We start from the raw sequence: 19,877 nt of genomic DNA, 5'->3' as shown, positions 1-19,877 counted from the left end.
TCAGAGCTGCAGGTTCATGACGTCGGTGAACGCGGTGACGGCCTTGTTGGTCAGCGCGACGGTGACCTGGGTGGCCAGCGACGCCTGCGTGGAGGCGATCATGGCGTCTGACACGCTGCCCTGACCGGCGGCGGCGAGAGCCTGGCTCTGCGACGCTGCGTTCTGGGTCTGCTGGACTTGGTCCAAGGCGCTGGTGATGCTGTTGCCGAAACCGGCGCCGCTGGCGGCGTTGGCCGGGCCGGCCGAGGGGGCCGCCGGCAGCGGTTGGATGGGGGGGATGGGCGCGATCATCGTCACTGCCCCAGCGTGAGGGCCGACTGGTAGGCCGTCTTGGCCTGGGCCAGTACCCGGGCGTTGGCCTGGTAGTCGTTCTGAGCGGCGATGAGACCGACGAGCTGGGTGCTCATGCTCACATCGGCGGTGCGGACGTTGCCCTGAGCGTCGGCCAGCGGGCTGCTCGGGTCGTGGGTGACGATGCCGGCGGTCGAGCCGCGCACGACACCGGACACCTGCACGCCCATCGCCCCGGAGCCGCCGACGTTCACCGGTGTGAACACCGGGGCCTCGGTGGCGTACACCCCCTGGCTGGTCGGTGCCACGTCATTGGCGTTGGCCACGTTGGATGCCGTGGTGTTGATCCACGTCTGGGCGGCGTCGATCCCGCCGCCGGAGATGGTGAGGGCACCGAAGAGGCTCATGACCAGCTCCCGCCGGTGGCGCCTTGGATCAGCCGGAACTGCGCGTTGAGCATCTCGACGGTGGTCTGGTACTGCAGCGTGTTTTGCTGCGCGGCGACCAGCTGCTGGCCGGTGTCGACGTTGTTGCCGTTGGTCGCGGCGGGCGCCGGGTCCGGGCTGGTAGTGACCGTTGCGGTCCCGCCGCCGGGTGAGGTCAGGGCCTGCTGCAGGCTGCTCTCGAAGTTGACGTCCTGAGCCGTGTAGCCCGGCGTCTCGGAGTTGGCCAGGTTGCCGGCGATGGCCTGCTGCTGTTGCGACAGACCGTTGGCCGCGAACTGCAAGAGTCCGATGATGTTGCTCAACGAGGTGACCTCCAGAAGACGGGCGATGCACGGGTCGGTGACCCGAGAAAGCGTGTAGCGGTGCCCGTCCTGGGCCTGTGTCGAGCCCCGCCATCCTGGCGGGACATCACTGAGGATCGGCGGTTTGGTGCCGCACCTGAGCCAGAAGCGGCCGATACGCCGCTGCTTTCTCGGACTGCGGTTTGCGGTGCCGGGTCAGCGAAGTCGCGGCATTTGCTCCGCTGGTCGCTCAGGCCCTCGTGTCGATGTACGCCGGGTGCTGCTCGGGGGCGGGCCGGCGGCGCAGCGCCGACGCCAGGCGGGCGCGAGCCTCGAGCAGCTCCGCCGCTACCCGATCGGTGTCCGCGTGGACCCGCCGGGCCCGCTCCACCAGCTCGGCGGGGATGGGGCCCAGCCCCGGCGGTAGCTGCAACCCGCTCGGGGGAGCCCCGCCGCGCAGGACCAGCTCGGCTTGCGCCAGCCGGGCCTCCATGTCGTCGAGTGCGTCAGCCCACCCCACCGACAGGCTCCAGCATCTTCTGGTTGAGGATCGCGGCGTCGCGCCAAGCTTGTGCGATCTGCCCGAGGAGCACCGCGGCCGCGGCCGCCCGCTCCCGGTCCTTGGTGAGGTTGGCCCCGACCAGTTCGTTGTAGAGGTGGGTGTATAGGCCATGCAGCCTGGGCGCCCCCTCCCACTGGTCGATGCGGAGGCTGTCGCGGAGGGTCAGCACGATCTCTTGGGCGTGGACCAGGCCGTCGCTGACCTTCTTCAAGTCGCCTTCGGCGAAGCCCGCGTCGGCGGCGCGCAGGTCCATCTCCAGCCGGTCGACGAGCATCGTGAGGCGCACGGCGGGAGCGGCGGTGTCTATGGCTTCCGACAGGTACCGCAGGCGCAACTCCGCCGCGGCCTGCTTCGGGTAGGGCATGGCTGATCCTTGGTTCAAAGGGGGCTCAGCCGAGCGATCCGCTCGAGCTGGACCCCGACGACGAGGAGGACGACGTGGCGCCGGTGTTGGCCGCCACCTGGGCCAGCTCCATGGCCAGCGTCGAGCTCTGGTTGCTGAGCTTCGAGAGGGTGGCGTCCAAGGCGGCGTACTGGTTGGTGAGGAGGGTCTGCTCCTCGCTGACGATGTGGGCGTACATCGAGATCTGGGAGTTGAGGCCGGTCGACTCCTGCTGGAGGCCCTGAATGGTCTGGGTGATGGCCCCCTTTACCGGGTCTGACATCGCGCCGGTCAGGCCCAGCAGGGATTCCGCCACGCCCGGGGTGTACTTGAACGGCCCGAGGTCGGTGGCTGAGGTGATGCCGCTGGTGGTTACTTGAAGCGACAGCCCTCCGATCGCCGGCGTACCGGGCGGGGCGGTGAGGAACTGGCCGGAGCCGGTCGCGGCGACACCGTTGATCGTCCCGGCGACGTCGGTGCCGCTGAAGGTGCCGCTCAGCCCGGTGGTGCCGCCGCTGGTGGAGGAGCTGGTGACGGTGAAACCCGAGCTGCTGCCGTAGCCGTCGGAGATGAGCTGGAGCTGCTGGCCGCTTGAGCTGACCTTGGCGGAGACCGACAGGCCGGCGGTGGCGAACGCCTGGTTGAGGCCCGCCGCGATGGAGGTCAGCGACTGGCCTGCCGACGTCGAGTAGTTGACGGAGTTGCTCCCGCTGGAGATGGTGAGCTGCTCGCCGGTGGTGACCGCGCCGCCGGTCAGCACCGAGCCGCTGGCGGTGGCCTGCGTGGCGGACTGGTTGACCACGACGTCGTAGCTGCCCGCCTGCACCGTCCCCGGCGCGTAGGACACGGTGACCTGTCCGGTGTAGGCCGCCTGGGTGGGCTGGAGGGTGCCGCCCTGGGTGAACAGCGAGGTAACCGCGGTCGGGTTGGCCGCGAACGCCGACGCGAAGGCGGTCTGGTCGAAGGCCAGCTGGCCGCCGCTCAGGGTTATCCCGGCGCTGCGGGCGTTGGCCAGGCTGGAGGCGCCGTTCACCGACGCGAAGATCGACTGGATCTCGTGGGTCACGCTCGCCAGGACCGCCGATCCCATGAGCGGGCCGCCGGTCTTGGTGGTCTGGTTGTACCCGGCGTAGGTCTGCACGTCGGAGAGCACCGTGTTCGCCGCGTCGACCAGGCTCTTCACCTTGCCCGAGATGGTGGAGGTGTCGGTCCCTACGGTCACGGTCACCGGGGTGGAACTGGTGCCCGCAACGCTGACCGACAATCCGGGCAGCAGCCCGCTGAACGTGTCGGTCTGGGACTGGAGGACGTAGCCGCCGGTGCCGCCGATCTGGATCTCGGCGTTCTGGCCGACCGACGCGACGTTCATCGAGCCGAGCGAGGACCCCGAGAACGCTCCCGGGGTCACCGATATCGTCGAGTTGGACCCGGTCTTGGCCGATGTCAGCGACAGCACGTACTGGTTGGCGCCGGTCTGGATCGACGACGCCGCGACCCCGGTGTTGGCCGCGTTGATGTTGGCCACCACGTCGGCCAGCGACCCGTTCCCGGTGGAGACGTTGGTGGCGGTGACCGTCCCCGTCGACAGCAGCGAGCTGTTGACTTGGGTCTGGGAGGACGCGCCGACCAGGGTCGCGGTCACCGACGTGCCGCTCGCTCCGTTGAGGGTCACGGACCCGCCGGGGCCGACGTTGGTCAGCGTGGTCGAGGTCCCGTCCAGCTGCACGACGCCGTCGACGCCAGTGGACGCAGTGGTGGCGCTCGAGAGGCCGAGGGCGGCCAGGTCGGTGCCGCCGGTGATCTGGAGGCTCTGGCTGGATCCCTGGTTGACCGTGGAGAGGATGAGGTGGCCGGAGGAGTCGTAGCCCGCGGCCAGCGTCGAGCTGGCGCCGGCGGAGGCGATGGCCGACTGCACGGCGGACAGCAGGCCGCTGCCCGAGTAACCGCCGGTCGGCGAGGGGGCCAAAGCCAGGGAGTAGGCGGTCCCGTCGACTGTCACGTTGATCGAGCCGGTGCCGCCGGTGACGGCGATGCCGCTGGTCTGGGAGGCCAGGGCGACGGTCCCGGTACTCGACGCCGCCTGCGACGCCTGGGTCACCTCGATGGTGTGGGCGCCGAGGGTGAGGCCGCTGCTGGCGGTCATCGACGTCACGCCGATCTGGCCGACGCCCGCGGCGACGAGGACCGACGACGCCGAGGTCACGATCTGCGAGGTCGACGACACCGTCCCGGAGGAGATCAGCGAGCTGGCCGTCGCCAGCTGCGACACGGTGAACTGCACCGATCCGGCCGGAGTGCCGTCCGCTGCTGTGGCGGTGGCGACCGAGGGGTTGGAGGAGGTGGCGAGGCGAGCGTTCCACCCGCTCTGGGACGACAGCGCCATGGCCTGGGTCTGCAGGTTCAGCAGGTCGGTGTTGATCTGCTGGTACTCCGAGACGTTGCTGTTGATCGTCAGCTGCTGGGTCTGCAGGCGGGTTTCGGGAGCTTGGAACGGCTGCAGCTCAGCGGAGATGATGGCCTGAGTGTTGAGGCCGCCGGACCCGACGCCGTAGTCGATGATCGACGGGCCGGTCCCAGATGATGCGACTGACATGGGGTTGTGGTTCCTCTCCGCAGATGGATCGGGGCGGCGGGCTTGGACGCCCGCCGCCCCGATGGCTAGCTCAGTGGGATGGCGCTCCTACTACTGGAGGAGCTTGAGCATCATCTGCGGCGCCTGGTTGGCCTGGGACAACATCGACACGCCCGACTGCATCAGGATCTGGTCGGTGCTGAACTGGGTGGTCTCCTGGGCGAAGTTCACGTTCACCAAGCTGGAGTAGGCCGACTCCAGGTTCTGCTGGCCGACCGTCAGGTTGGCGACGATGGCCGACAGCTGGTTCTGGGTGGCACCGACGTTGGCTTCGATGCTGGCCACGGTGCTGATCGCCGCCTGAACCGCGGTGACGGCGGACGCCGCTGCGGTCTGGCTGCCGATCGACACCGTGGTGGTGCCGATGCTCAGGCCGCTCGTGGTGACACCCTGGATGCTCAGGGTCAGCTGGTTGTTGGCGTTGCTGGTGTCGGCGCCGACCTGGATGACCTGGTTGCTGAAGCTGCCGTTGAGCAGCGTGGTCTTGCCGAACTGGGTGGTGCTGGCGATCTGGTCGATCTGGTTCTGCAGGGCCGAGAACTCCTGCTGGTTGGCGTTGGCCGCGGCGGAGTCGGTGGTGGCACCGGACGCCGAGCTGAGCGCCAGCGAGTTCATGGTCTGCAGGATCGAGGCGATCTGGTTCAGCGCGCCGCTGGCCGTCTGGATGAGGGACACGCCGTTTTGGGCGTTGCTCATCGCAGCGGTGTAGCCGTTGACCTGGGACTCGAGGGACTGGGCGGTGACATACGCCGCGGGCCCGTCAGCTGCGGTCTGGATGGCCAGACCCGAGGACAGCTCCCCGATGGCCTTGGACTCGGCGTTGCTGGTGTTGTTGAGGTTGTTGTACGCGTTGAGTGCGGTGAGGTTGGTGTTGACGACGAGGGAAGACATCCGTTCCTCCATAGTTGAGGCCCCATCCGTGGGGCCGGTTGACGGAGACAATGTCGGCCGTCTCTCGCGGAACCTGAGCAGGATGGGCCGACAAGTTCGCAACCTTTCGGCTTTTGCTCACGTGCGCCGGCTGCTGCGCCGATAGCTCCACCATGGCCAGACTTGCGGCAAGCGTCATAATCCTCGGCGGTCACGACGCCGCCGCGACCCGCCAGGCCGCCGACGCGCTGCGCCCCACGCTCGGGCCGTCCGACCAGTGCATCGGCGTATCCCCCTCCGGGCCGCCCTCGGGCGTCCGTGTCCCTCGGCTGGAGTGGACCGCCGACCTGCCCGCCGCGCTCCGGGCGGCCCAACACGGCGTGGTCGTGGTCCTCCACCCATCGTGCACAGTCACGCCTCGATGGATCGACCCGCTCGTCGAGGCGCTGAGGGATCCGTCGGTCGGTGCCGCGGGACCGAGGACCAACGAGGCCGGGCCGCAGTCGACGCCGGGCGCGGCGGGGGCGGACCGAAAGGCGCTGCGCCAGCTGGCCCGCGACCGCAGCCTGACCCGCCGGGGTGAGGTCACCGCGGCCGAGACCCTGACGCCGGCCTGCATCGCGACCCGCCGCGCCCGCGCAGAGATCCTGGTCGGCGCCGACGGCAACGTGCGCCCGGCCGAGCAGATCGCGGCGCGCCTGCGGGCGCTCGACCTGTCCCTGGCGGTCTGCGAGGACTCTTACGTCCACGTCGGACCGCCGGCCGTGTCCTTGTCGGTCCCGGCAGCCGGCCGGCTGCTGGTATCGGCGTGCCTGATCGTCAAAGACGAGGAGGACGCCCTCCCCGACTGCTTGCGGTCGCTGATGTCGGGGGTAGCCGACGAGGCTGTGGTCTACGACACCGGCTCGACGGACCGCACCGTCGAGGTGGCGCGGCGGATGGGCGCTCGGGTTGTCCAGGGCTACTGGGACGACGACTTCGCCCGGGCCCGCAACGCCGCGCTGGCGGAATGCCGCGGGCAGTGGGTGGTGTGGCTCGACGCGGACGAGACCCTCGAGTGCACCAGCGCCGCCGAGCTGCGCGACCTGCTCGTCAGGACCAAGCCAGAGTTCAACGCCTGGTCGATTCCCATCCACAACCTGGTCGGCATGGGGGTAGGCGCCGCGACGATCCACAACGCCACCCGCCTGTTCCGGCGCGACGGGGCCCACTGGGTGGGCCGGCTCCACGAGCAGGTGATGCGCGTCGACGGCACACCGCTCGGCCTGGCGGCGCTGGAGATCGCCCACATCCGCCACACCGGCTACCTGGACGCGACCTGGGTGGCTCGGGACAAGACGGCCCGCAACCTGCGGATCGCGGCGGCCGAGGCCGCCGCGGACGCCGATCCCCTGCCGCTGCTCAACCTGGCCCGCTCGTTGGCCACCGCCGGCCGCCACGAGGAGGCGATCGCCAGGTGCGCGCAGGTCGCCGAGCGCTCCGCCAATCCGATCCAGCGCCGGGTGGCGCTCAGGACCGGCGCCAGCAGCCTGCTCGAGCTGGGCCGTCCCCACGAGGTCCTCGAGTGGGTGGACCGCCTGCGCGCCTTGGGCGGCGCGGAGGCAGCCGCCGACGGGATCGAAGCGTCGGCGCGCCTGCAGCTAGAGGAGTTCGACGTCGCGCTGGCCTGCCTCGACCGGGTCGGCCCCGGCGGCCGGGACGAGGACGGGTTCACGCATACCGCCGAGCAGTTCTCGGCGCTGCGGGCCCAGGCCCTCGCCGGCCTCGGCCGGCCCGGCGATGCCGCGGACGAGATCCTCGCCTCGCTGGCCGGCAACGACACGATGGACGCCCACATCGGGGAGGTCGCCGGCTTCCTCACCGCGGCTGGGCGCCCCCTCTCCGAGCTGGTGCGGGCGATCCCCGAAGCCAAGGGTCCGTGGTTCATGGCCCAGATGCTCCAGCTCGACGCGCAAGCCGCCGACGAGCTGGTCGAGGCCGCGCTCGCCGACGGGCGCCTGACCAGGATGGCGCTGGCGACCGCGGCCAGCCTGGCGCCCCGCCTCCCCCTCGAACGGGTGATGGTGTGGTCGGCCCGCCTGCGGGCGGCGGGCCTGGCGCCGAGCTGCCCACTGGTGGCCATCGCCGCCTCGAATGCGTCACCAGTCGAGCGGGCCCGGGCCGCGGCGGTGGCGGTCCAGATGTTCTCCGACGAGCGGGCCGTTGACGGTCTGAAAGCCGCGATCGCGGTAGCCGGCCCCGCCGAGCTGGACCAGATGCGCGCCGAGGTGACGGCGATCTGCCCGGCGCTGGCGGGGCTTCTACCAGCCGCTACGCCCGCCGGCGCTCCCGCCGCGGCCGGCTGACGGGCGTTTCGGGTCTAACCGGAACCGCCAGAAGCTCAAGTCGACCGGCAGCAGGCCGATCTAGTCGGCAAGCAGGTCGCCAGGACGGCGTACTTCACAAGAAGGCCAAGGATCGGCCCTCGAAGCGACGTGAGACCAGGTGACACGCGTGACCAATGCCGCCCCTGTGGTGCGCCCCTACAACTTCAAGCGCCAGGAGACAGTCGAGCGGTCCCGGCTCCGGCATCTCACCCCGGTGTTCGAGGCGGTGTCCCACCAAGTCGCCAGCGCCTTGACCAGCGCCTTGCACATGGCGGTGCGGGTGGAGATCGGCGAGATCCGCCAGGACAGCTGGGAGACCTTCGCCTCTGAGCTGCCCGAGACCACCTTCTTGGCCAGCGGAGTGCTCAGCCCGATGGCCCATCGGGTCATCCTCAACCTGCCGCTGCCTGTCGCCATGGCCTTCGTGGAGCTCCGCCTCGGCGGCGACGGTCGGGGCGCCGCCCCGGAGCGGGCGCTGACCGACATCGAGCAAGGGCTGGTCGACGAGCTGGCCCAAGCGGCGCTGGTCAACTTGACCCGGGTGTTCGAAACCACCGTCCCGGTGCAGCTGTCCGCTCTCACCTCGGTCGGGACCACCACGTTCCTGCAGGTGCCCAACCCGTCCGACACCTGGCTGCTGTTGCCCCTGACCGTCGCCCCCGGCGACGTGGTCGTGCTGGAGGCCGCGCTGTGGCTTCCGAGCAGCCTGGTGGTCGCCCTCCTCGACGCCGTGCAGCGCGACGACGGCGGTCAGGGCGACCTCGAACAGGACGGCAACGCCGGCCTCCACGACCGCCTGCTCGACGTACCGGTCAGCGTGACCGTGCGTTTCCCCGACATCAGCTTGTCGACCGACGAGCTACTCAGCCTCGCACCCGGCGACGTCATCCCGCTCCATTGCGGCGAGGGCGCCCCGCTGCGTTTGACCGTCGACGGCGCCCGCCACTGCGACGTGATTCCCACCACCCGGGGCCGGCGCCTGGCCTGCACCGTCGTCGACCCTTCCCAGGAGAACTGATGACCACCGACACCCCCGCAGCCGGCCCCGACCTGGGGCCCTCCCCGGCCGGGTCCCCCGCCCCGGCCGCCCCCCCGGCGCCCGACACCCCCCTGTCGGGGCCGCTGCCCTCCTTCGACCTGCTCCACAACGTGGAGATGGCCGTGACCGTCGAGCTGGGCCGGACCCGGATGCTGCTTCGCGACCTGCTCGCGCTGCGGCCCGGCTCGGTCGTCGAGCTGGACCGGGCAACCAACAGCCCCGTCGACATCCTGGTCAACGGCACCCTGCTGGCCCGAGGCGAGGTGGTGGTCGTCGACGACGAGCTCGGCGTGCGCATCACCGAGGTCGGCCGTCCTGACCGCGAGGGCTAGCCGTGGCCTTCCTCCTCGCGGCGCCCGCTGCGCCGACGGCCCACACCGTTTCTGCGTGGTCCCTCTTCGCCCAGCTGCTGATCGGTCTGGCGGTGATCCTGGCCATCATCTTCGTGGCGTCGAAGGTCCTCGCCGGCCGGGGCCGGCTGTCGCTTGGCGCTAACCGCCGCCAGACGCCGATGTCGGTGCTCGCCCGTCAGAGCATGGGCAAGGGCGTGTCGCTGCTCATCGTGCGGGCCGGTACCGCGGTGTACCTCCTCGGCGTCACCCAGCACCAGGTGACCCGCATCGACACGCTGGATCCCGAGACGCTCACCGACACCCAGGACGGCTCCTACGACCCGCCCGCCTCGGGAGCGGCCCGACCGCAGGCCAACTGGGGATCGTGGATCCGTCAGCTCCAGGAACGAAGCGTGCGCCGATGATCCTCGCCGTCGCCCCCGCAGCCGGCTCGTCGATCAACATCAACCTGGGCAACAGCCTCGGCAAGCCGTCCGACAGCATCATCATCATCCTGGCGCTGACGCTGCTAGCCGTCGCGCCGTCGCTGCTCATCCTGCTGACCGGCTTCACCCGGATCATCATCGTGCTCAGCCTCACCCGCCAGGCCCTGGGCCTGCAGTCGACGCCCCCCAACCAGGTCCTGGCCGGGCTGGCGCTGATCCTCAGCCTGTTCATCATGACCCCGACGCTCAACCAGATGAACAAAGACGCCCTGCAGCCGTACCTCCACGGGCAAGCCAGCTTGACCCAGGCCTACCACTCGGCGGAGGTGCCGTTGAAGTCGTGGATGTTGAAGCAGACCGGCACCAGTGAGCTGTCGATGACCACCGCTGCGATCGGCGACTCCGCGGCGACGCCGAAGGACGCGTCGCTGCAGGCGATCATCCCCGCGTTCATGCTCTCGCAGCTGAAGAGCGGCTTCATCATCGGCTTCGTGGTGTTCATACCGTTCTTGATCATCGATTTGGTGGTGGCGTCGGTGCTCATGTCGTTGGGGATGGCCATGCTGCCACCAACCCTCGTTTCACTCCCGTTCAAACTCCTCCTGTTCGTGATGGTCAATGGCTGGGTGCTGGTTACGCACTCGTTGGTGGTGAGCTTCAAATGAACGAAGGTCAAGTCCTGCAGCTGGCGTCGGGCGCCATGATGATGGCGGCCAAGCTGGCGTCGCCGTTCCTTCTGCTCAGCCTCGGGATCGGGCTGCTGGTGTCGCTGTTCCAGTCGGTGACCCAGATCCAAGAGGTCACCCTCACCTTCGTGCCCAAGCTGGCCGCGTGCGCCGGGGTCATCATGCTCGGCGGTCATCTGATGCTCACCACCTTCACCGGCTACGTCGACCAGCTCTTCGGGCAGATCAACGTCCTGCTCGGTTCCTGACCGCTGACCAAGTGAGCGTGCCGCGATGAGCCTGAACGTCGATCCGTTCTGGCTGCTGGCGTTCCTGCTCGCGTTCGTCCGGGCCGGGGCGTGGCTGGTCGTGGTGCCGCCCTTCGCCAACCGCGCGGTGATCCCGCCGATGGCGTCGGTCGGGGTGGCCGGCGGCCTGGCCCTGCTCGCCGCGCCCCGCCTGGCGTCCTCCGCCCTGCCGACCTCGACCGCCGGGCTGGTCGGCGCGATCGCCACCCAGGTGGCGACCGGGGTGGCGCTCGGCCTGTCGGTCAAGGTGCTGCTCGCTGCGGTCACCGCGGCCGGGTCCCTCGTCGATCTCTTCGGCGGCCTCAACCTGCCGACCGCGATCGACCCGCTGTCGGAGAACCAGACGCCGATCTTCGGGCAGTTCTACGAGCAGGTGGCGATGGTGCTGCTGTTCATCACCAACGGGGAGATGCTCCTCGTTCGGGGGTTCGTGGCGTCGTTCCACGCGCCGGGCCTGACCCTCTCCTCGAGCGGGCAGCTCGCCGGCATATTGACGTCGGACCTGGCGACGTTCTTCACCGCCGCGCTCGAGATCGCGGCGCCGATCATCGTCGTGCTATACACCGCCCAGATCGGCCTGGCCCTGGTGTCGCGCGCCGCCCCGCAGGTCAACGTGTGGGTCCTCGGGATGCCGGTCCAGGCGCTGCTGTCGATCCTGTTCGTCGCCATCGGCATCAAGGTGATCCCCGGCAGCGTCGGCCGGCTCCTCGAGCGGGCCGCCGAGGACATGACCCAGCTCATCTCCCGGCGCTGAGGAGGTAGACACGATGGGCAAGAACGACGACAAGACCGAGAAGCCGACCGCCAAACGGCGCAAAGAGGCCCGCAAGAAGGGGCAGGTCGCCAAGTCCCAGGAGCTGGCCGGGTGGCTGATCGTGCTGGTCGCGACGTCGCTCTTGCCGGGCATGTTCCGCTCCGCGTCGACCCGCCTGACCGGCCTGTTCGGCACCGTCAGCCGGGTGATGTCCAACCCGAGCCCCGGCGCCGCGCTGAAGGTGCTCCAAAGCGGCCTGAGCGACGTGGTGCTGATCCTGCTGCCGATGCTGCCGATCGTCACCGGGGTGGCGATCCTCGGCACCGTCGCCCAGACCGGCGGGCAGATCTCCGCCCACTCGCTCAAGCCGAAGTGGGAGCGGGTCAATCCCGTCGCCGGGTTCAAGCGGCTGGTCTCGCCGCAGTCGGGCTGGCAGCTGGCCAAGCAGGTGCTGCGCCTCGGTGTGCTGTTCGCGCTGGCCTACAAGCTGTTGTCGCATCTCGGGACCCTGCTCGTCGGCGCCCAGCTGGTGGCCTTGTCGCCGGTCCTGTCCTACACCGCGACGTCGATCCTGTCGATGGTGCGCGACGTCGCTGCGATCGGGCTGGGCCTGGCGGTGATCGACTTCGGCATCGCCCGCCGGAGGATCTCCAAGGCCATGAAGATGACCAAGCAGGAGGTCAAAGACGAGAGCTACTCGCAGGAAGGCAACCCGCTGATCAAGCGAAACGTGCGCAGCAAGCAGATGCAGATGAGCCGGGGCCGGATGATGGCGGCGGTGCTCACCGCGGATGTGGTGGTCACCAACCCGACCCACTTCGCGGTGGCGTTGCGTTACGACCCGGCCAGCCGCCGGGCGCCGCAGGTGGTGGCCAAGGGCTCGGACGAGACCGCGCTTCGGATCCGCCAGCACGCCCAGGACCACGACGTTGCGGTGGTCGAGGACCCGCCGCTCGCCCGGGCGCTCTACGCGGCGTGCGAGATCGAAGACTTCATCCCCCAGGAGCTGTTCACCGCCGTGGCCCGGCTGCTGGCGTTCGTCTTCACGCTGCCCACCACCCTCAAGAGCAACGGCGGGGTGCTGCGCCGCCCGACCAGCGCCCTGGTGGCCTAGCCGGAAAGGGTCACGGCCGGAGGGTCAGGCGGCCGGGACGATCGGGGCCCGGGTGTTGTAGCTGCCGGCGGGCTGCACGGCCTGCACGGCCTGGCCGGTGCGGGGGTTGAGCAGGATCGGTCCGAGCAGGTTGGCGGTGGCGGTCTCAGCGGTGGCGCCGAGGGTCAAGATGACCAGCACGGCGCCGTCGTCGGGCCGCTCGATGCCGACCGACGCCAGGTGATCGGCGCTGAACTCCGGGCGGTAGTCGGGGAAGAACACCGCTGGGGGGACCACCACGAACTGGAACGCCCGGGGCTCGCTGGCCGACAGGACCAGGATGTCGCTGCCCTCCCCGCCCCAAGGGGCGCACTCGAAGGACCGCACGGCCGGGAAGCCGGGCAGGCCGGAGGGAAACGTCAGCTCGTGGGGGACTGCAGCATCGGGCACCGCGGCGATCATGGCATGGGTTGCCTGGCGCATGGTCATCACCTCGCTACATCGGCACGTCGGGCGCCACATTGAGCCGGTTTCGGTACCACCCACCGCCAGGCGAAGCTCTTAGCTCTGCGTAGGATCCCCCGGTGCCCCGACGCCGGCTGCTGTTGGACCTGACGCCGCTGCGGCGCTCCCGTGACTTCCGGTTGCTGGCCGGCGGGCAGCTGGTCTCGATCCTCGGGACCCAGCTCACCGCGGTCGCGGTCCCCTACGAGGTGTACCGCCTCACCCACTCGTCGCTGCAGGTCGGGCTGGTCAGCCTGGCCCAGCTGTTCCCGCTAATCGTCGGGTCGGTGATCGGCGGGTCGGTCGTCGACGCGGTCGACCGCCGCAAGCTGCTATTGATCGTGGAGACCCTGATGGCGGCGTGCAGCGCGGCGCTGGCCGTCAACGCGGATCTGGGGTCGGCTCTCTGGCCGCTCTACCTGGCGCCGGCAATAAACGCCGGGCTGTCGGGCTTCGACGGCCCGGCCCGCAGCGCCATCATCCCCAACCTGGTCCAGCGGGAAGAGTTCACGTCGGCCAACGCCATGTTCCAGGCGATCTTCCAGACCGGCACCGTCGTCGGGCCGGCCCTGGCCGGCGTGCTGCTGGCGGGGGCCGGCGTCAAGCTGGTCTTCTGGATCGACGTGGTCAGCTTCGGGGCGTCGCTGCTGGCGGCCGCGGCGATCGCCCCGCAGCGCCCGGCGGGCGGCGGGCAGCGGCCGGGGGTCCGCTCGATCGTCGACGGGTTCCGGTTCTTGAAGGGCCGCCAGGCCATCCAGGGCGCCTACCTGATCGACATCAACGCGATGGTGTTCGGGATGCCGCGGGCGTTGTTCCCTGCGCTTGGGACCACGGTGTTCGGCGGAGGAGCGACGACGGTCGGGCTGCTCTACGCCGCGCCGGGCGCCGGGGCGGTGGTCGGCGCGCTGACCACCGGGTGGGCCGGTCACGTCCGCCGGCAAGGCCGGGCGGTGATCATCGCGGTGGTGGCGTGGGGAGGCGCGATCACCGCGTTCGGGCTGGTCCGCTGGCTGCCCGCCGCGCTGGTGCTGTTGGTCATCGCCGGATGGGCGGACATCATCTCCGCGGTGTTCCGCAACACCATCATCCAGCTGCTGGTCCCCGACCGGCTGCGGGGCCGGCTGTCGGCGCTGCAGATCGCGGTGGTCACCGGCGGTCCCCGGCTCGGTGACCTCGAGTCGGGGTCGGTCGCGACCGGGTTCGGCAACGAGGCGTCGATCGTGTCGGGCGGGGTGGCCTGCGTCGTCGGTGCGGTCATCTTGGCCCGGGTCCTTCCCGGGTTCCGCCGTCAGGTCCACGACCCGACGGCCGGCGCCGAGACCGTCGAAGCCGACCTCGACCGACGCCGGCGCAGCGCCGGCGAGGTGGTCGGCGAGCTCGAGCCGGGCCCCGGCCTGGAGCCAGGCCCACCCTGAGCCCACCCTGGAGCCGGGCCAGCCCTGAGCCGGGCCGTTCCTGAGCCGGGGAATGCCTGAGCCGGGCCGACCCCGAGTCCACCCTGGTGTCGCACGGCCGGGGCCCGGACGCGCCGCCGCCCCGCCCAGCCGAGGATCCGGCCGGACGGGGCGGCGCGCCCAGGGGCGTGGCCCGCAGAGGGCTCAGAGGCCCTTGACGATCTCCGCCATCTTCTCGCCGGCCTCGGTCGGGTTGTTGACGACGTGGACGCCCGCCGCGCTCAACGCGGCCATCTTGGCCTGAGCGGTGCCGCTGTTGCCTGACACGATCGCCCCGGCGTGACCCATCTTCTTGCCTTCCGGCGCGGTCACCCCGGCGATGTACGCGACGACCGGCTTGGTCACGTTGGCCTTGATGAACTCGGCCGCTTTCTCCTCCTCGGAGCCGCCGATCTCGCCCATCATGATGATCGCCTTAGTGTCGGGGTCGTCCTGGAACGCCGCCAGGCAGTCCACGAAGTTGGTGCCCGGCACCGGGTCGCCGCCGATCCCGACGCAGGTCGTGACCCCGACGCCCATCTGCTTGAGCTCGTAGAGAGCCTGGTAGGTGAGGGTCCCGCTGCGGCTGACGATCCCGACCGGGCCGCCCGGCAGGGCGATCTCGCCGGCGGTGATGCCGATGTTGGTCTTGCCGGGGCTGATGATGCCGGGGCAGTTGGGGCCGAGCAGCCGGGTGGAGGGGTACTGCTCCACCAAGGTGTTGTAGACCCGGGCCTCGTCGTGGGCGGGGATGCCCTCGGTGATGCACACGATGAAGGGGATGCCGGCCGCGGCCGCCTCCAGGATGGCCGCGCCGGCCATCTTGGGCGGCACCGACACGAAGCTGGCGTTGGCGCCGGTGGCGGCCACCGCCTCGGCCACGGTGTCGAACACGGGGATGCCCTCGACGTCCTGGCCGCCTTTGCCGGGGGTGACCCCGGCGACGACCTTGGTGCCGTAGGCCTTGTTGCGCAGGCCGTGGAAGCGACCCTGGCCGCCGGTCAGGCCCTGGACGATGACGGTGGTGTTCTCGTCGACGAAGATGCTCACTGCGACGGTCCTCTCAGTTCTTGGCGTTCGCGAGCTCGACGGCCTTGCGGGCCGCGTCGAGCATGGTGGGCAACGACAGGACCTTGTCCGAGGTCACCGTGGCCAGGATCTCCCGGCCCTCCTCGGCGTTGGTCCCGTCGAGGCGGATGACCATCGGGATCGAGATGTCGATGCGGCCGAGGGCCGCCTTGATGCCGTTGGCGACCTCCTCGCCGCGGGTGATGCCGCCGAAGATGTTGATGAGGATCGACCGGACGTTGGTGTCGGAGGTGATCACCTCGAGGGCGTTGGCCATCACCTCCGCGTTGGCGCCTCCGCCGATGTCGAGGAAGTTGGCCGGCGAGCCGCCGACCTGGTTGACCACGTCGCAGGTGCTCATGGCCAGGCCGGCGCCGTTGGCGATGACCCCGACGTAGCCGTCGAGGCCGACGTACTGGAGGCCCTTGGAGCGGGCCAGGCGCTCCCGCTCGTCGAACTCGTCGATGTCACGGAAGTCGTCCCATTCCGGGTGGCGGAACGACGCGTTGTCGTCGAGGGTGACCTTGGCGTCGAGGGCGTGGACCCGGCCGTCGGGGGTGAGGATCAGCGGGTTGATCTCGACTAGGTCGGCGTCGCCTTCCACGTAGGCGCGGTACAAGTTGAGCAGGATGCCGATCGCCCCGTCGCGCGCCTCGGCGTCGAGCCCGGCGTCTTCGACCAGCTGGCGGGCCTGGGCCTCGGTGAACCCGATCGCCGGGTCGATGTAGATCCGGGCCAGCGCCTCGGGGTTCTCCTCGGCGACGGTCTCGATCTCCACACCGCCTTGGGCCGACACCATGCCCAGGTACTGCTTGGCGCCCCGGTCGAGGGTGAAGCTGGCGTAGTACTCCTTGGCGATGTCCGACGCGTGCTCGATCCACAGGCGGTGCACGACGTGGCCCTTGATGTCGAGGCCGAGGATGTTGCCGGCGTGCTCGCGGACCTCGGCTTCGTTGGTGGCCAGCTTCACGCCGCCGGCCTTGCCCCGCCCGCCGACTTGCACCTGGGCTTTGACGACCACCGGGTAGCCGGCCTTCTCGGCCTCCGCCACGGCCTGCTCCACTGTGTCGGCGATGCCGCCCGGTGAGACCGGGATGCCGAAACGGGCAAAGTACTGCTTGCCCTGGTACTCGTACAGGTCCACGCTTGTCGCTCCTACGCGTCGGGGGTTTGGGAAAAGGAAGGGGGTTGGCTACAGCGCGTCGGCGCTCTCCCGAGCGTCGAGCGCCTGCTCCAGCCACGCGGTGATGGTGGGCAGCGGTGCACCGGGGGTGAAGATCGCGGCCACGCCCAGGGCCTCGAGCTGGGGGATGTCGGCCTCGGGGATGATCCCGCCTCCGAACACGACCACGTCGTCGACGCCTGCGGCCTTGAGCAGGTCCATCACCCGCGGGAACAGGGTCATGTGGGCGCCGGAGAGCAAGGAGAGGCCGACCGCGTCGGCGTCTTCTTGCGCGACGGTCTCCGCGATCTGCTCCGGGGTCTGGTGCAGACCGGTGTAGATGACCTCGAACCCGGCCTCACGCAGGGCTCTGGCAATGACCTTGGCCCCCCGATCATGGCCGTCGAGGCCCGGTTTGGCGACAACCACCCGGTAGCGACGCAGCATCGGGTGTCGATACTAGGCAACGACCACGGTGCGGCCTCAAATGCACGAGCGGAAAGGGATGCCGCCACCTTCTCCGACCACCCCACTACCGTTGGGCCTGGTCCCGGCGCCCTGGGCGGGGGGCGGGCCCCGGGACGCCGCCTACCGCTTGAGGTTGCTCGTGCCCGATCAGTACCCAGCCCGCCACTCCAGCTCCCGGCGCCGCGCCGCTGACAAGCGGTTGCCGCCGGTAGGTGTCGTGCGGCGCTGGCCCCGGCGCATCCTGATCAGCGTCAACGTCGTGGTGGCGCTCAGCATCATCGCCGCGGGCAGCGCGTTCGGCTACATCCACTGGCGGCTCGGGCAGATCAAGACCGTCAGCATCCCGAGCCTGTCAGGCAAGCACACCAGCACCAGCAAGCCGTTCACGCTGCTGGTGGTGGGCAGCGACACCCGCAACCTGGCCAACGGCGCGGCGTACGGCGGCACCACCGGCCCCAACGGCACCCAAGGGCAGCGCTCCGACACCATCATGCTGGTCCGGGTGGTGCCCGCCACCCGGACCCTGTCGATCATGTCGATCCCCCGGGACCTGTACGTGCACGTCCAGGGCATGGGGATGCAGAAGATCAACGCGGCGTTCGACAGCGGCGCCAACCTCCTCGTGTCGACCATCGAGTCCCAGGTCGGGATCCCGATCGACCACTACGTCGAGGTCAACTTCGACTCGTTCCAGCAGATCACCGACGCGGTCGGCGGCGTCTCGGTGTACTTCCCGACCCCGGCCCGCGACGGCGAGGAGTCCGACTTCCACATCCCCAACGCGGGCTGCGTCAACCTCACCGGCAACCTGGCCCTCGACTTCGCCCGGTCCCGCTTCTACGAGTACTACCTGAACGGGTCGTGGCACACCCAGCCGAGCAGCGACCTGGCCCGGATCCAGCGCCAGCAGTTCTTCGTGAAGAAGATGATCTCGAAGGCCAAGTCGCAGTTCACCAACCCGATCGCCCTCAACGACATCATCGGCGGGGTCACCAAGAACCTCAAGGTCGACTCCGGGATGTCCACCTCGGCGCTGCTGGAGCTGGCCAAGACGTTCCGTTCCGTCGACGTGGCGGGGATCAAGACCGCGACCCTCGCCACCACCCCGGCGGTGGTGGGCGGCCAGGACATCCTGCAGTTCCAGCAGCCCGAAGCCGGCCAGCAGATCGCGGCGTTCAACTCCCTCGGTGACACGGCCGGCGCGGCGCCGGCGACGACCACTACCATCCCGCAGCCGGCCACGCCGGTGACGCCGTCGTCGGTGAGCATCGAGGTGGCCAACGGCAGCGGGGTGAGCGAGCAGGCCACCAAGACCGGCGCCGCGCTGAGCCAGCTCGGCTACCACACCACCGTGTTGGCCCAGGCGGCTCCGTCGACGTCCACCACCGAGGTGCTCTACGCGCCGGACTCGCTGGCCGCCGGCCAGCAAGTCGCCCGCCAGATCAGCGGCGCAGTGACCCTGCAAGTCGACAATGCCTTGACCTCCTCGCCCTACAACCTCGAGGTCATCACCGGCACCAGCTTCGCCGGGATCGCCGGCACCACCTCGACGACCACGCCGAGCACCGCCGCCCCGACCACGCCGACCACCGCCCCGCCGGCGCCGACCTACCTCCTCCCGCCGCACCCGCCGCTCACCTCGGTCCCCGCCTGCTGATCCGGCGGCGGGATGCCCGGCGGGCTGGTCGCTACCGCCGGGGGACGTAGAGCAGCAGGTCCTGCTCCATCAGGCTGCGCAGGTGGTCGTCGGCCGGCGGCGCCCACGCCGCGGCCCCTCCCCCGTCGCTGCGGTCCATGCCGGCGCCGGCCATCAGCCGGTCGATCTCGGCCAGGGGGTAGGCGACCGCGTTTTCGGGGAACTCCGCGGAGCGCAGCCGGTAGCCGTCGCGGGCCACCGGCAGCGCGGCCAGGTCCCGGCCCTCCTCGGCCAGCACCGAGCAGAGCAGGCGACCGCCGGGGCGGAGCATCCGGCGGATCTCCCGGGCGTATTGGGCGATGTCGTCGGGGAGCATGTGGGTGAACACCGACGTGAGGAACACGACGTCGAAGCTGGCGTCGGGGAACGGGAACACGTAGTCGCGGCCCTGGGCCCGCCCGCCGGGGTTGTAGACCAGGCTGAACACGTCCTGCGCCTCGAAGCGGAAGCTCTCGAGTTTCGGGTTGGTCAGGCAGGCGGCGATCGCCCGGCGGTCGATGTCGGTGCCGGTGTAACGGCCCGGTTGGAGGTACTCGGCCAGCGCCAGCGCGATCCGCCCGACGCTGCAGCCGATCTCGAGGACGTCCTCGTCGGGGCGCAGCCCGGTCATATCCCGGATCTGGGCGGCGGTGGCCCGCCCGGAGGCGACGAAGTGGAGGCCGCCGAACTGGTGGGTGGGCCCCATCGCCCGGGAGCGCATCGAGAACTTCGGCAGGTGCGACAGGCCCCGGGCGGCCCGGACCGCGGCGTCGGCGGCGTCGACGGCCGGGGCGACCGCCTTGAACAGCGGGTGCTGCCAGACCGCACCGCGGCTGGTTCGCTTGAGGGCCACGCCGCGCAGGCGTTCGACGTTCACGGGGTGGCGATGCTAGCGGCCCGGGCCCGAGGTTTAAGCGCCCGTGCTGTCGCGGTATCGCGACGTCATGATTTCACCGAGCGTTGGCGTCACCCGGCGGCGGGGCGCCTCGCCGGGCGTCCCGATCCGCACGCCTACTTCGAGGCGCGCCGGCGGGATCGCGAATTCGTGGCTCGCTCCCGCCGGCTGCTCGCCGCTGACCGCGCCCTGATCGAGGGAGCGC

The 19,877-nt window shown here is 70.2% G+C and carries 22 protein-coding genes; 10 read left to right on the top strand and 12 right to left on the bottom strand.

Going from position 1 to position 19,877, the window contains the following annotated elements; all coding sequences use genetic code 11:
- The 7 genes from K6U06_RS11665 to K6U06_RS11635 all read right to left on the bottom strand — a co-directional run bounded on the left by K6U06_RS11665 (position 1) and on the right by K6U06_RS11635 (position 5,485).
- A complete protein-coding gene (locus K6U06_RS11665; RefSeq protein ID WP_262322287.1) occupies positions 1–291 on the bottom strand; it encodes a flagellar hook-basal body complex protein FliE in 291 nt (96 codons plus the stop codon).
- A gap of 2 nt (positions 292–293) precedes the next feature.
- Positions 294–698 (bottom strand): flagellar basal body rod protein FlgC, encoded by a 405-nt coding sequence (locus K6U06_RS11660; RefSeq protein WP_262322109.1) that lies wholly within the window; start codon positions 696–698, stop codon positions 294–296.
- Complete coding sequence (locus K6U06_RS11655) at positions 695–1,039, bottom strand: flagellar basal body rod protein FlgB (protein ID WP_262322108.1); 345 nt, start codon at positions 1,037–1,039, stop codon at positions 695–697. Before K6U06_RS11655 ends, K6U06_RS11660 begins: the two co-directional genes overlap by 4 nt.
- Positions 1,040–1,268: 229 nt before the next feature.
- Positions 1,269–1,538, bottom strand: a complete 270-nt coding sequence (locus K6U06_RS11650) for a hypothetical protein (RefSeq protein WP_262322107.1) — start codon at positions 1,536–1,538, stop codon at positions 1,269–1,271.
- Entirely contained in the window at positions 1,525–1,944 is a 420-nt protein-coding gene (gene fliS, locus K6U06_RS11645; RefSeq protein ID WP_262322106.1) for a flagellar export chaperone FliS, read from the bottom strand. The genes K6U06_RS11650 and fliS overlap by 14 nt, the downstream gene beginning before the upstream one ends.
- A gap of 25 nt (positions 1,945–1,969) precedes the next feature.
- A complete protein-coding gene (gene fliD / locus K6U06_RS11640; RefSeq protein WP_262322105.1) occupies positions 1,970–4,555 on the bottom strand; it encodes a flagellar filament capping protein FliD in 2,586 nt (861 codons plus the stop codon).
- A 90-nt stretch (positions 4,556–4,645) separates the two neighbouring features.
- Positions 4,646–5,485 carry a flagellin gene (locus K6U06_RS11635; RefSeq protein WP_262322104.1) on the bottom strand — a complete coding sequence of 280 codons (840 nt, stop codon included), beginning with the start codon at positions 5,483–5,485 and terminating at the stop codon, positions 4,646–4,648.
- A 152-nt stretch (positions 5,486–5,637) separates the two neighbouring features.
- Between K6U06_RS11635 and K6U06_RS11630 the strand changes: the two genes are divergently transcribed.
- From K6U06_RS11630 to K6U06_RS11595, 8 genes are all read left to right on the top strand, one after another.
- The gene (locus K6U06_RS11630; protein ID WP_262322103.1) at positions 5,638–7,809 is read left to right on the top strand and encodes a glycosyltransferase family 2 protein; all 2,172 of its coding nucleotides are present in this window, start codon (positions 5,638–5,640) and stop codon (positions 7,807–7,809) included.
- A 148-nt stretch (positions 7,810–7,957) separates the two neighbouring features.
- Positions 7,958–8,848, top strand: coding sequence for a FliM/FliN family flagellar motor switch protein (locus tag K6U06_RS11625; protein WP_262322102.1), 891 nt, complete (start codon positions 7,958–7,960; stop codon positions 8,846–8,848).
- Entirely contained in the window at positions 8,848–9,201 is a 354-nt protein-coding gene (gene fliN, locus K6U06_RS11620; protein ID WP_262322101.1) for a flagellar motor switch protein FliN, read from the top strand. The genes K6U06_RS11625 and fliN overlap by 1 nt, the downstream gene beginning before the upstream one ends.
- A gap of 2 nt (positions 9,202–9,203) precedes the next feature.
- Positions 9,204–9,626 carry a FliO/MopB family protein gene (locus K6U06_RS11615; RefSeq protein WP_262322100.1) on the top strand — a complete coding sequence of 141 codons (423 nt, stop codon included), beginning with the start codon at positions 9,204–9,206 and terminating at the stop codon, positions 9,624–9,626.
- The gene (gene fliP, locus K6U06_RS11610) at positions 9,623–10,312 is read left to right on the top strand and encodes a flagellar type III secretion system pore protein FliP (RefSeq protein ID WP_262322099.1); all 690 of its coding nucleotides are present in this window, start codon (positions 9,623–9,625) and stop codon (positions 10,310–10,312) included. Before K6U06_RS11615 ends, fliP begins: the two co-directional genes overlap by 4 nt.
- The gene (locus tag K6U06_RS11605) at positions 10,309–10,581 is read left to right on the top strand and encodes a flagellar biosynthetic protein FliQ (protein WP_262322098.1); all 273 of its coding nucleotides are present in this window, start codon (positions 10,309–10,311) and stop codon (positions 10,579–10,581) included. The genes fliP and K6U06_RS11605 overlap by 4 nt, the downstream gene beginning before the upstream one ends.
- Before the next feature lie 25 nt (positions 10,582–10,606).
- Positions 10,607–11,374, top strand: a complete 768-nt coding sequence (locus K6U06_RS11600; RefSeq protein WP_262322097.1) for a flagellar biosynthetic protein FliR — start codon at positions 10,607–10,609, stop codon at positions 11,372–11,374.
- A gap of 13 nt (positions 11,375–11,387) precedes the next feature.
- Positions 11,388–12,488 (top strand): flagellar biosynthesis protein FlhB, encoded by a 1,101-nt coding sequence (locus K6U06_RS11595; RefSeq protein WP_262322096.1) that lies wholly within the window; start codon positions 11,388–11,390, stop codon positions 12,486–12,488.
- 24 nt (positions 12,489–12,512) lie between these two features.
- Here the strand turns inward: K6U06_RS11595 and K6U06_RS11590 are convergent, their stop codons facing one another.
- Complete coding sequence (locus K6U06_RS11590; RefSeq protein ID WP_262322095.1) at positions 12,513–12,950, bottom strand: flagellar assembly protein FliW; 438 nt, start codon at positions 12,948–12,950, stop codon at positions 12,513–12,515.
- A gap of 101 nt (positions 12,951–13,051) precedes the next feature.
- On the opposite strand from K6U06_RS11590, the gene K6U06_RS11585 reads away from it, so the two are divergent.
- A complete protein-coding gene (locus tag K6U06_RS11585; RefSeq protein ID WP_262322094.1) occupies positions 13,052–14,386 on the top strand; it encodes an MFS transporter in 1,335 nt (444 codons plus the stop codon).
- A 183-nt stretch (positions 14,387–14,569) separates the two neighbouring features.
- Here the strand turns inward: K6U06_RS11585 and sucD are convergent, their stop codons facing one another.
- From sucD to K6U06_RS11570, 3 genes are read right to left on the bottom strand one after another with little or no spacing between them, the layout of a single operon-like run.
- Positions 14,570–15,454 carry a succinate--CoA ligase subunit alpha gene (gene sucD / locus K6U06_RS11580; RefSeq protein WP_262322093.1) on the bottom strand — a complete coding sequence of 295 codons (885 nt, stop codon included), beginning with the start codon at positions 15,452–15,454 and terminating at the stop codon, positions 14,570–14,572.
- 13 nt (positions 15,455–15,467) lie between these two features.
- Positions 15,468–16,616 (bottom strand): ADP-forming succinate--CoA ligase subunit beta, encoded by a 1,149-nt coding sequence (sucC, locus tag K6U06_RS11575; RefSeq protein WP_262322092.1) that lies wholly within the window; start codon positions 16,614–16,616, stop codon positions 15,468–15,470.
- A 48-nt stretch (positions 16,617–16,664) separates the two neighbouring features.
- Positions 16,665–17,081 (bottom strand): cobalamin B12-binding domain-containing protein, encoded by a 417-nt coding sequence (locus K6U06_RS11570; protein ID WP_262322091.1) that lies wholly within the window; start codon positions 17,079–17,081, stop codon positions 16,665–16,667.
- A gap of 160 nt (positions 17,082–17,241) precedes the next feature.
- On the opposite strand from K6U06_RS11570, the gene K6U06_RS11565 reads away from it, so the two are divergent.
- Positions 17,242–18,759, top strand: a complete 1,518-nt coding sequence (locus K6U06_RS11565) for an LCP family protein (RefSeq protein ID WP_262322090.1) — start codon at positions 17,242–17,244, stop codon at positions 18,757–18,759.
- A 31-nt stretch (positions 18,760–18,790) separates the two neighbouring features.
- On the opposite strand, the gene K6U06_RS11560 is transcribed toward K6U06_RS11565, so the two are convergent.
- A complete protein-coding gene (locus K6U06_RS11560) occupies positions 18,791–19,654 on the bottom strand; it encodes a class I SAM-dependent methyltransferase (RefSeq protein ID WP_262322089.1) in 864 nt (287 codons plus the stop codon).
- Between the last annotated feature and the right edge of the window lie 223 nt (positions 19,655–19,877).

It is taken from the genome of Acidiferrimicrobium sp. IK (assembly GCF_025499425.1).
Lineage (GTDB): Bacteria > Actinomycetota > Acidimicrobiia > Acidimicrobiales > Palsa-688 > Acidiferrimicrobium.
Note: the sequence above shows the minus strand (reverse complement) of the source record. Positions and strands in the feature narration are given on the sequence as shown.

What these genes read in the sequence shown, in the direction of transcription:
- K6U06_RS11605 (WP_262322098.1), top strand. Translation starts at nt 10,309, where the DNA reads ATGAACGAAGGTCAAGTCCTGCAGCTGGCGTCGGGCGCCATGATGATG.
- fliP (WP_262322099.1), top strand. Translation starts at nt 9,623, where the DNA reads ATGATCCTCGCCGTCGCCCCCGCAGCCGGCTCGTCGATCAACATCAAC.
- K6U06_RS11595 (WP_262322096.1), top strand. Translation starts at nt 11,388, where the DNA reads ATGGGCAAGAACGACGACAAGACCGAGAAGCCGACCGCCAAACGGCGC.
- fliN (WP_262322101.1), top strand. Translation starts at nt 8,848, where the DNA reads ATGACCACCGACACCCCCGCAGCCGGCCCCGACCTGGGGCCCTCCCCG.
- fliS (WP_262322106.1), bottom strand. Translation starts at nt 1,944, where the DNA reads ATGCCCTACCCGAAGCAGGCCGCGGCGGAGTTGCGCCTGCGGTACCTG.
- K6U06_RS11660 (WP_262322109.1), bottom strand. Translation starts at nt 698, where the DNA reads ATGAGCCTCTTCGGTGCCCTCACCATCTCCGGCGGCGGGATCGACGCC.
- K6U06_RS11665 (WP_262322287.1), bottom strand. Translation starts at nt 291, where the DNA reads ATGATCGCGCCCATCCCCCCCATCCAACCGCTGCCGGCGGCCCCCTCG.
- K6U06_RS11600 (WP_262322097.1), top strand. Translation starts at nt 10,607, where the DNA reads ATGAGCCTGAACGTCGATCCGTTCTGGCTGCTGGCGTTCCTGCTCGCG.
- fliD (WP_262322105.1), bottom strand. Translation starts at nt 4,555, where the DNA reads ATGTCAGTCGCATCATCTGGGACCGGCCCGTCGATCATCGACTACGGC.
- K6U06_RS11630 (WP_262322103.1), top strand. Translation starts at nt 5,638, where the DNA reads ATGGCCAGACTTGCGGCAAGCGTCATAATCCTCGGCGGTCACGACGCC.
- K6U06_RS11570 (WP_262322091.1), bottom strand. Translation starts at nt 17,081, where the DNA reads ATGCTGCGTCGCTACCGGGTGGTTGTCGCCAAACCGGGCCTCGACGGC.
- K6U06_RS11635 (WP_262322104.1), bottom strand. Translation starts at nt 5,485, where the DNA reads ATGTCTTCCCTCGTCGTCAACACCAACCTCACCGCACTCAACGCGTAC.
- K6U06_RS11590 (WP_262322095.1), bottom strand. Translation starts at nt 12,950, where the DNA reads ATGCGCCAGGCAACCCATGCCATGATCGCCGCGGTGCCCGATGCTGCA.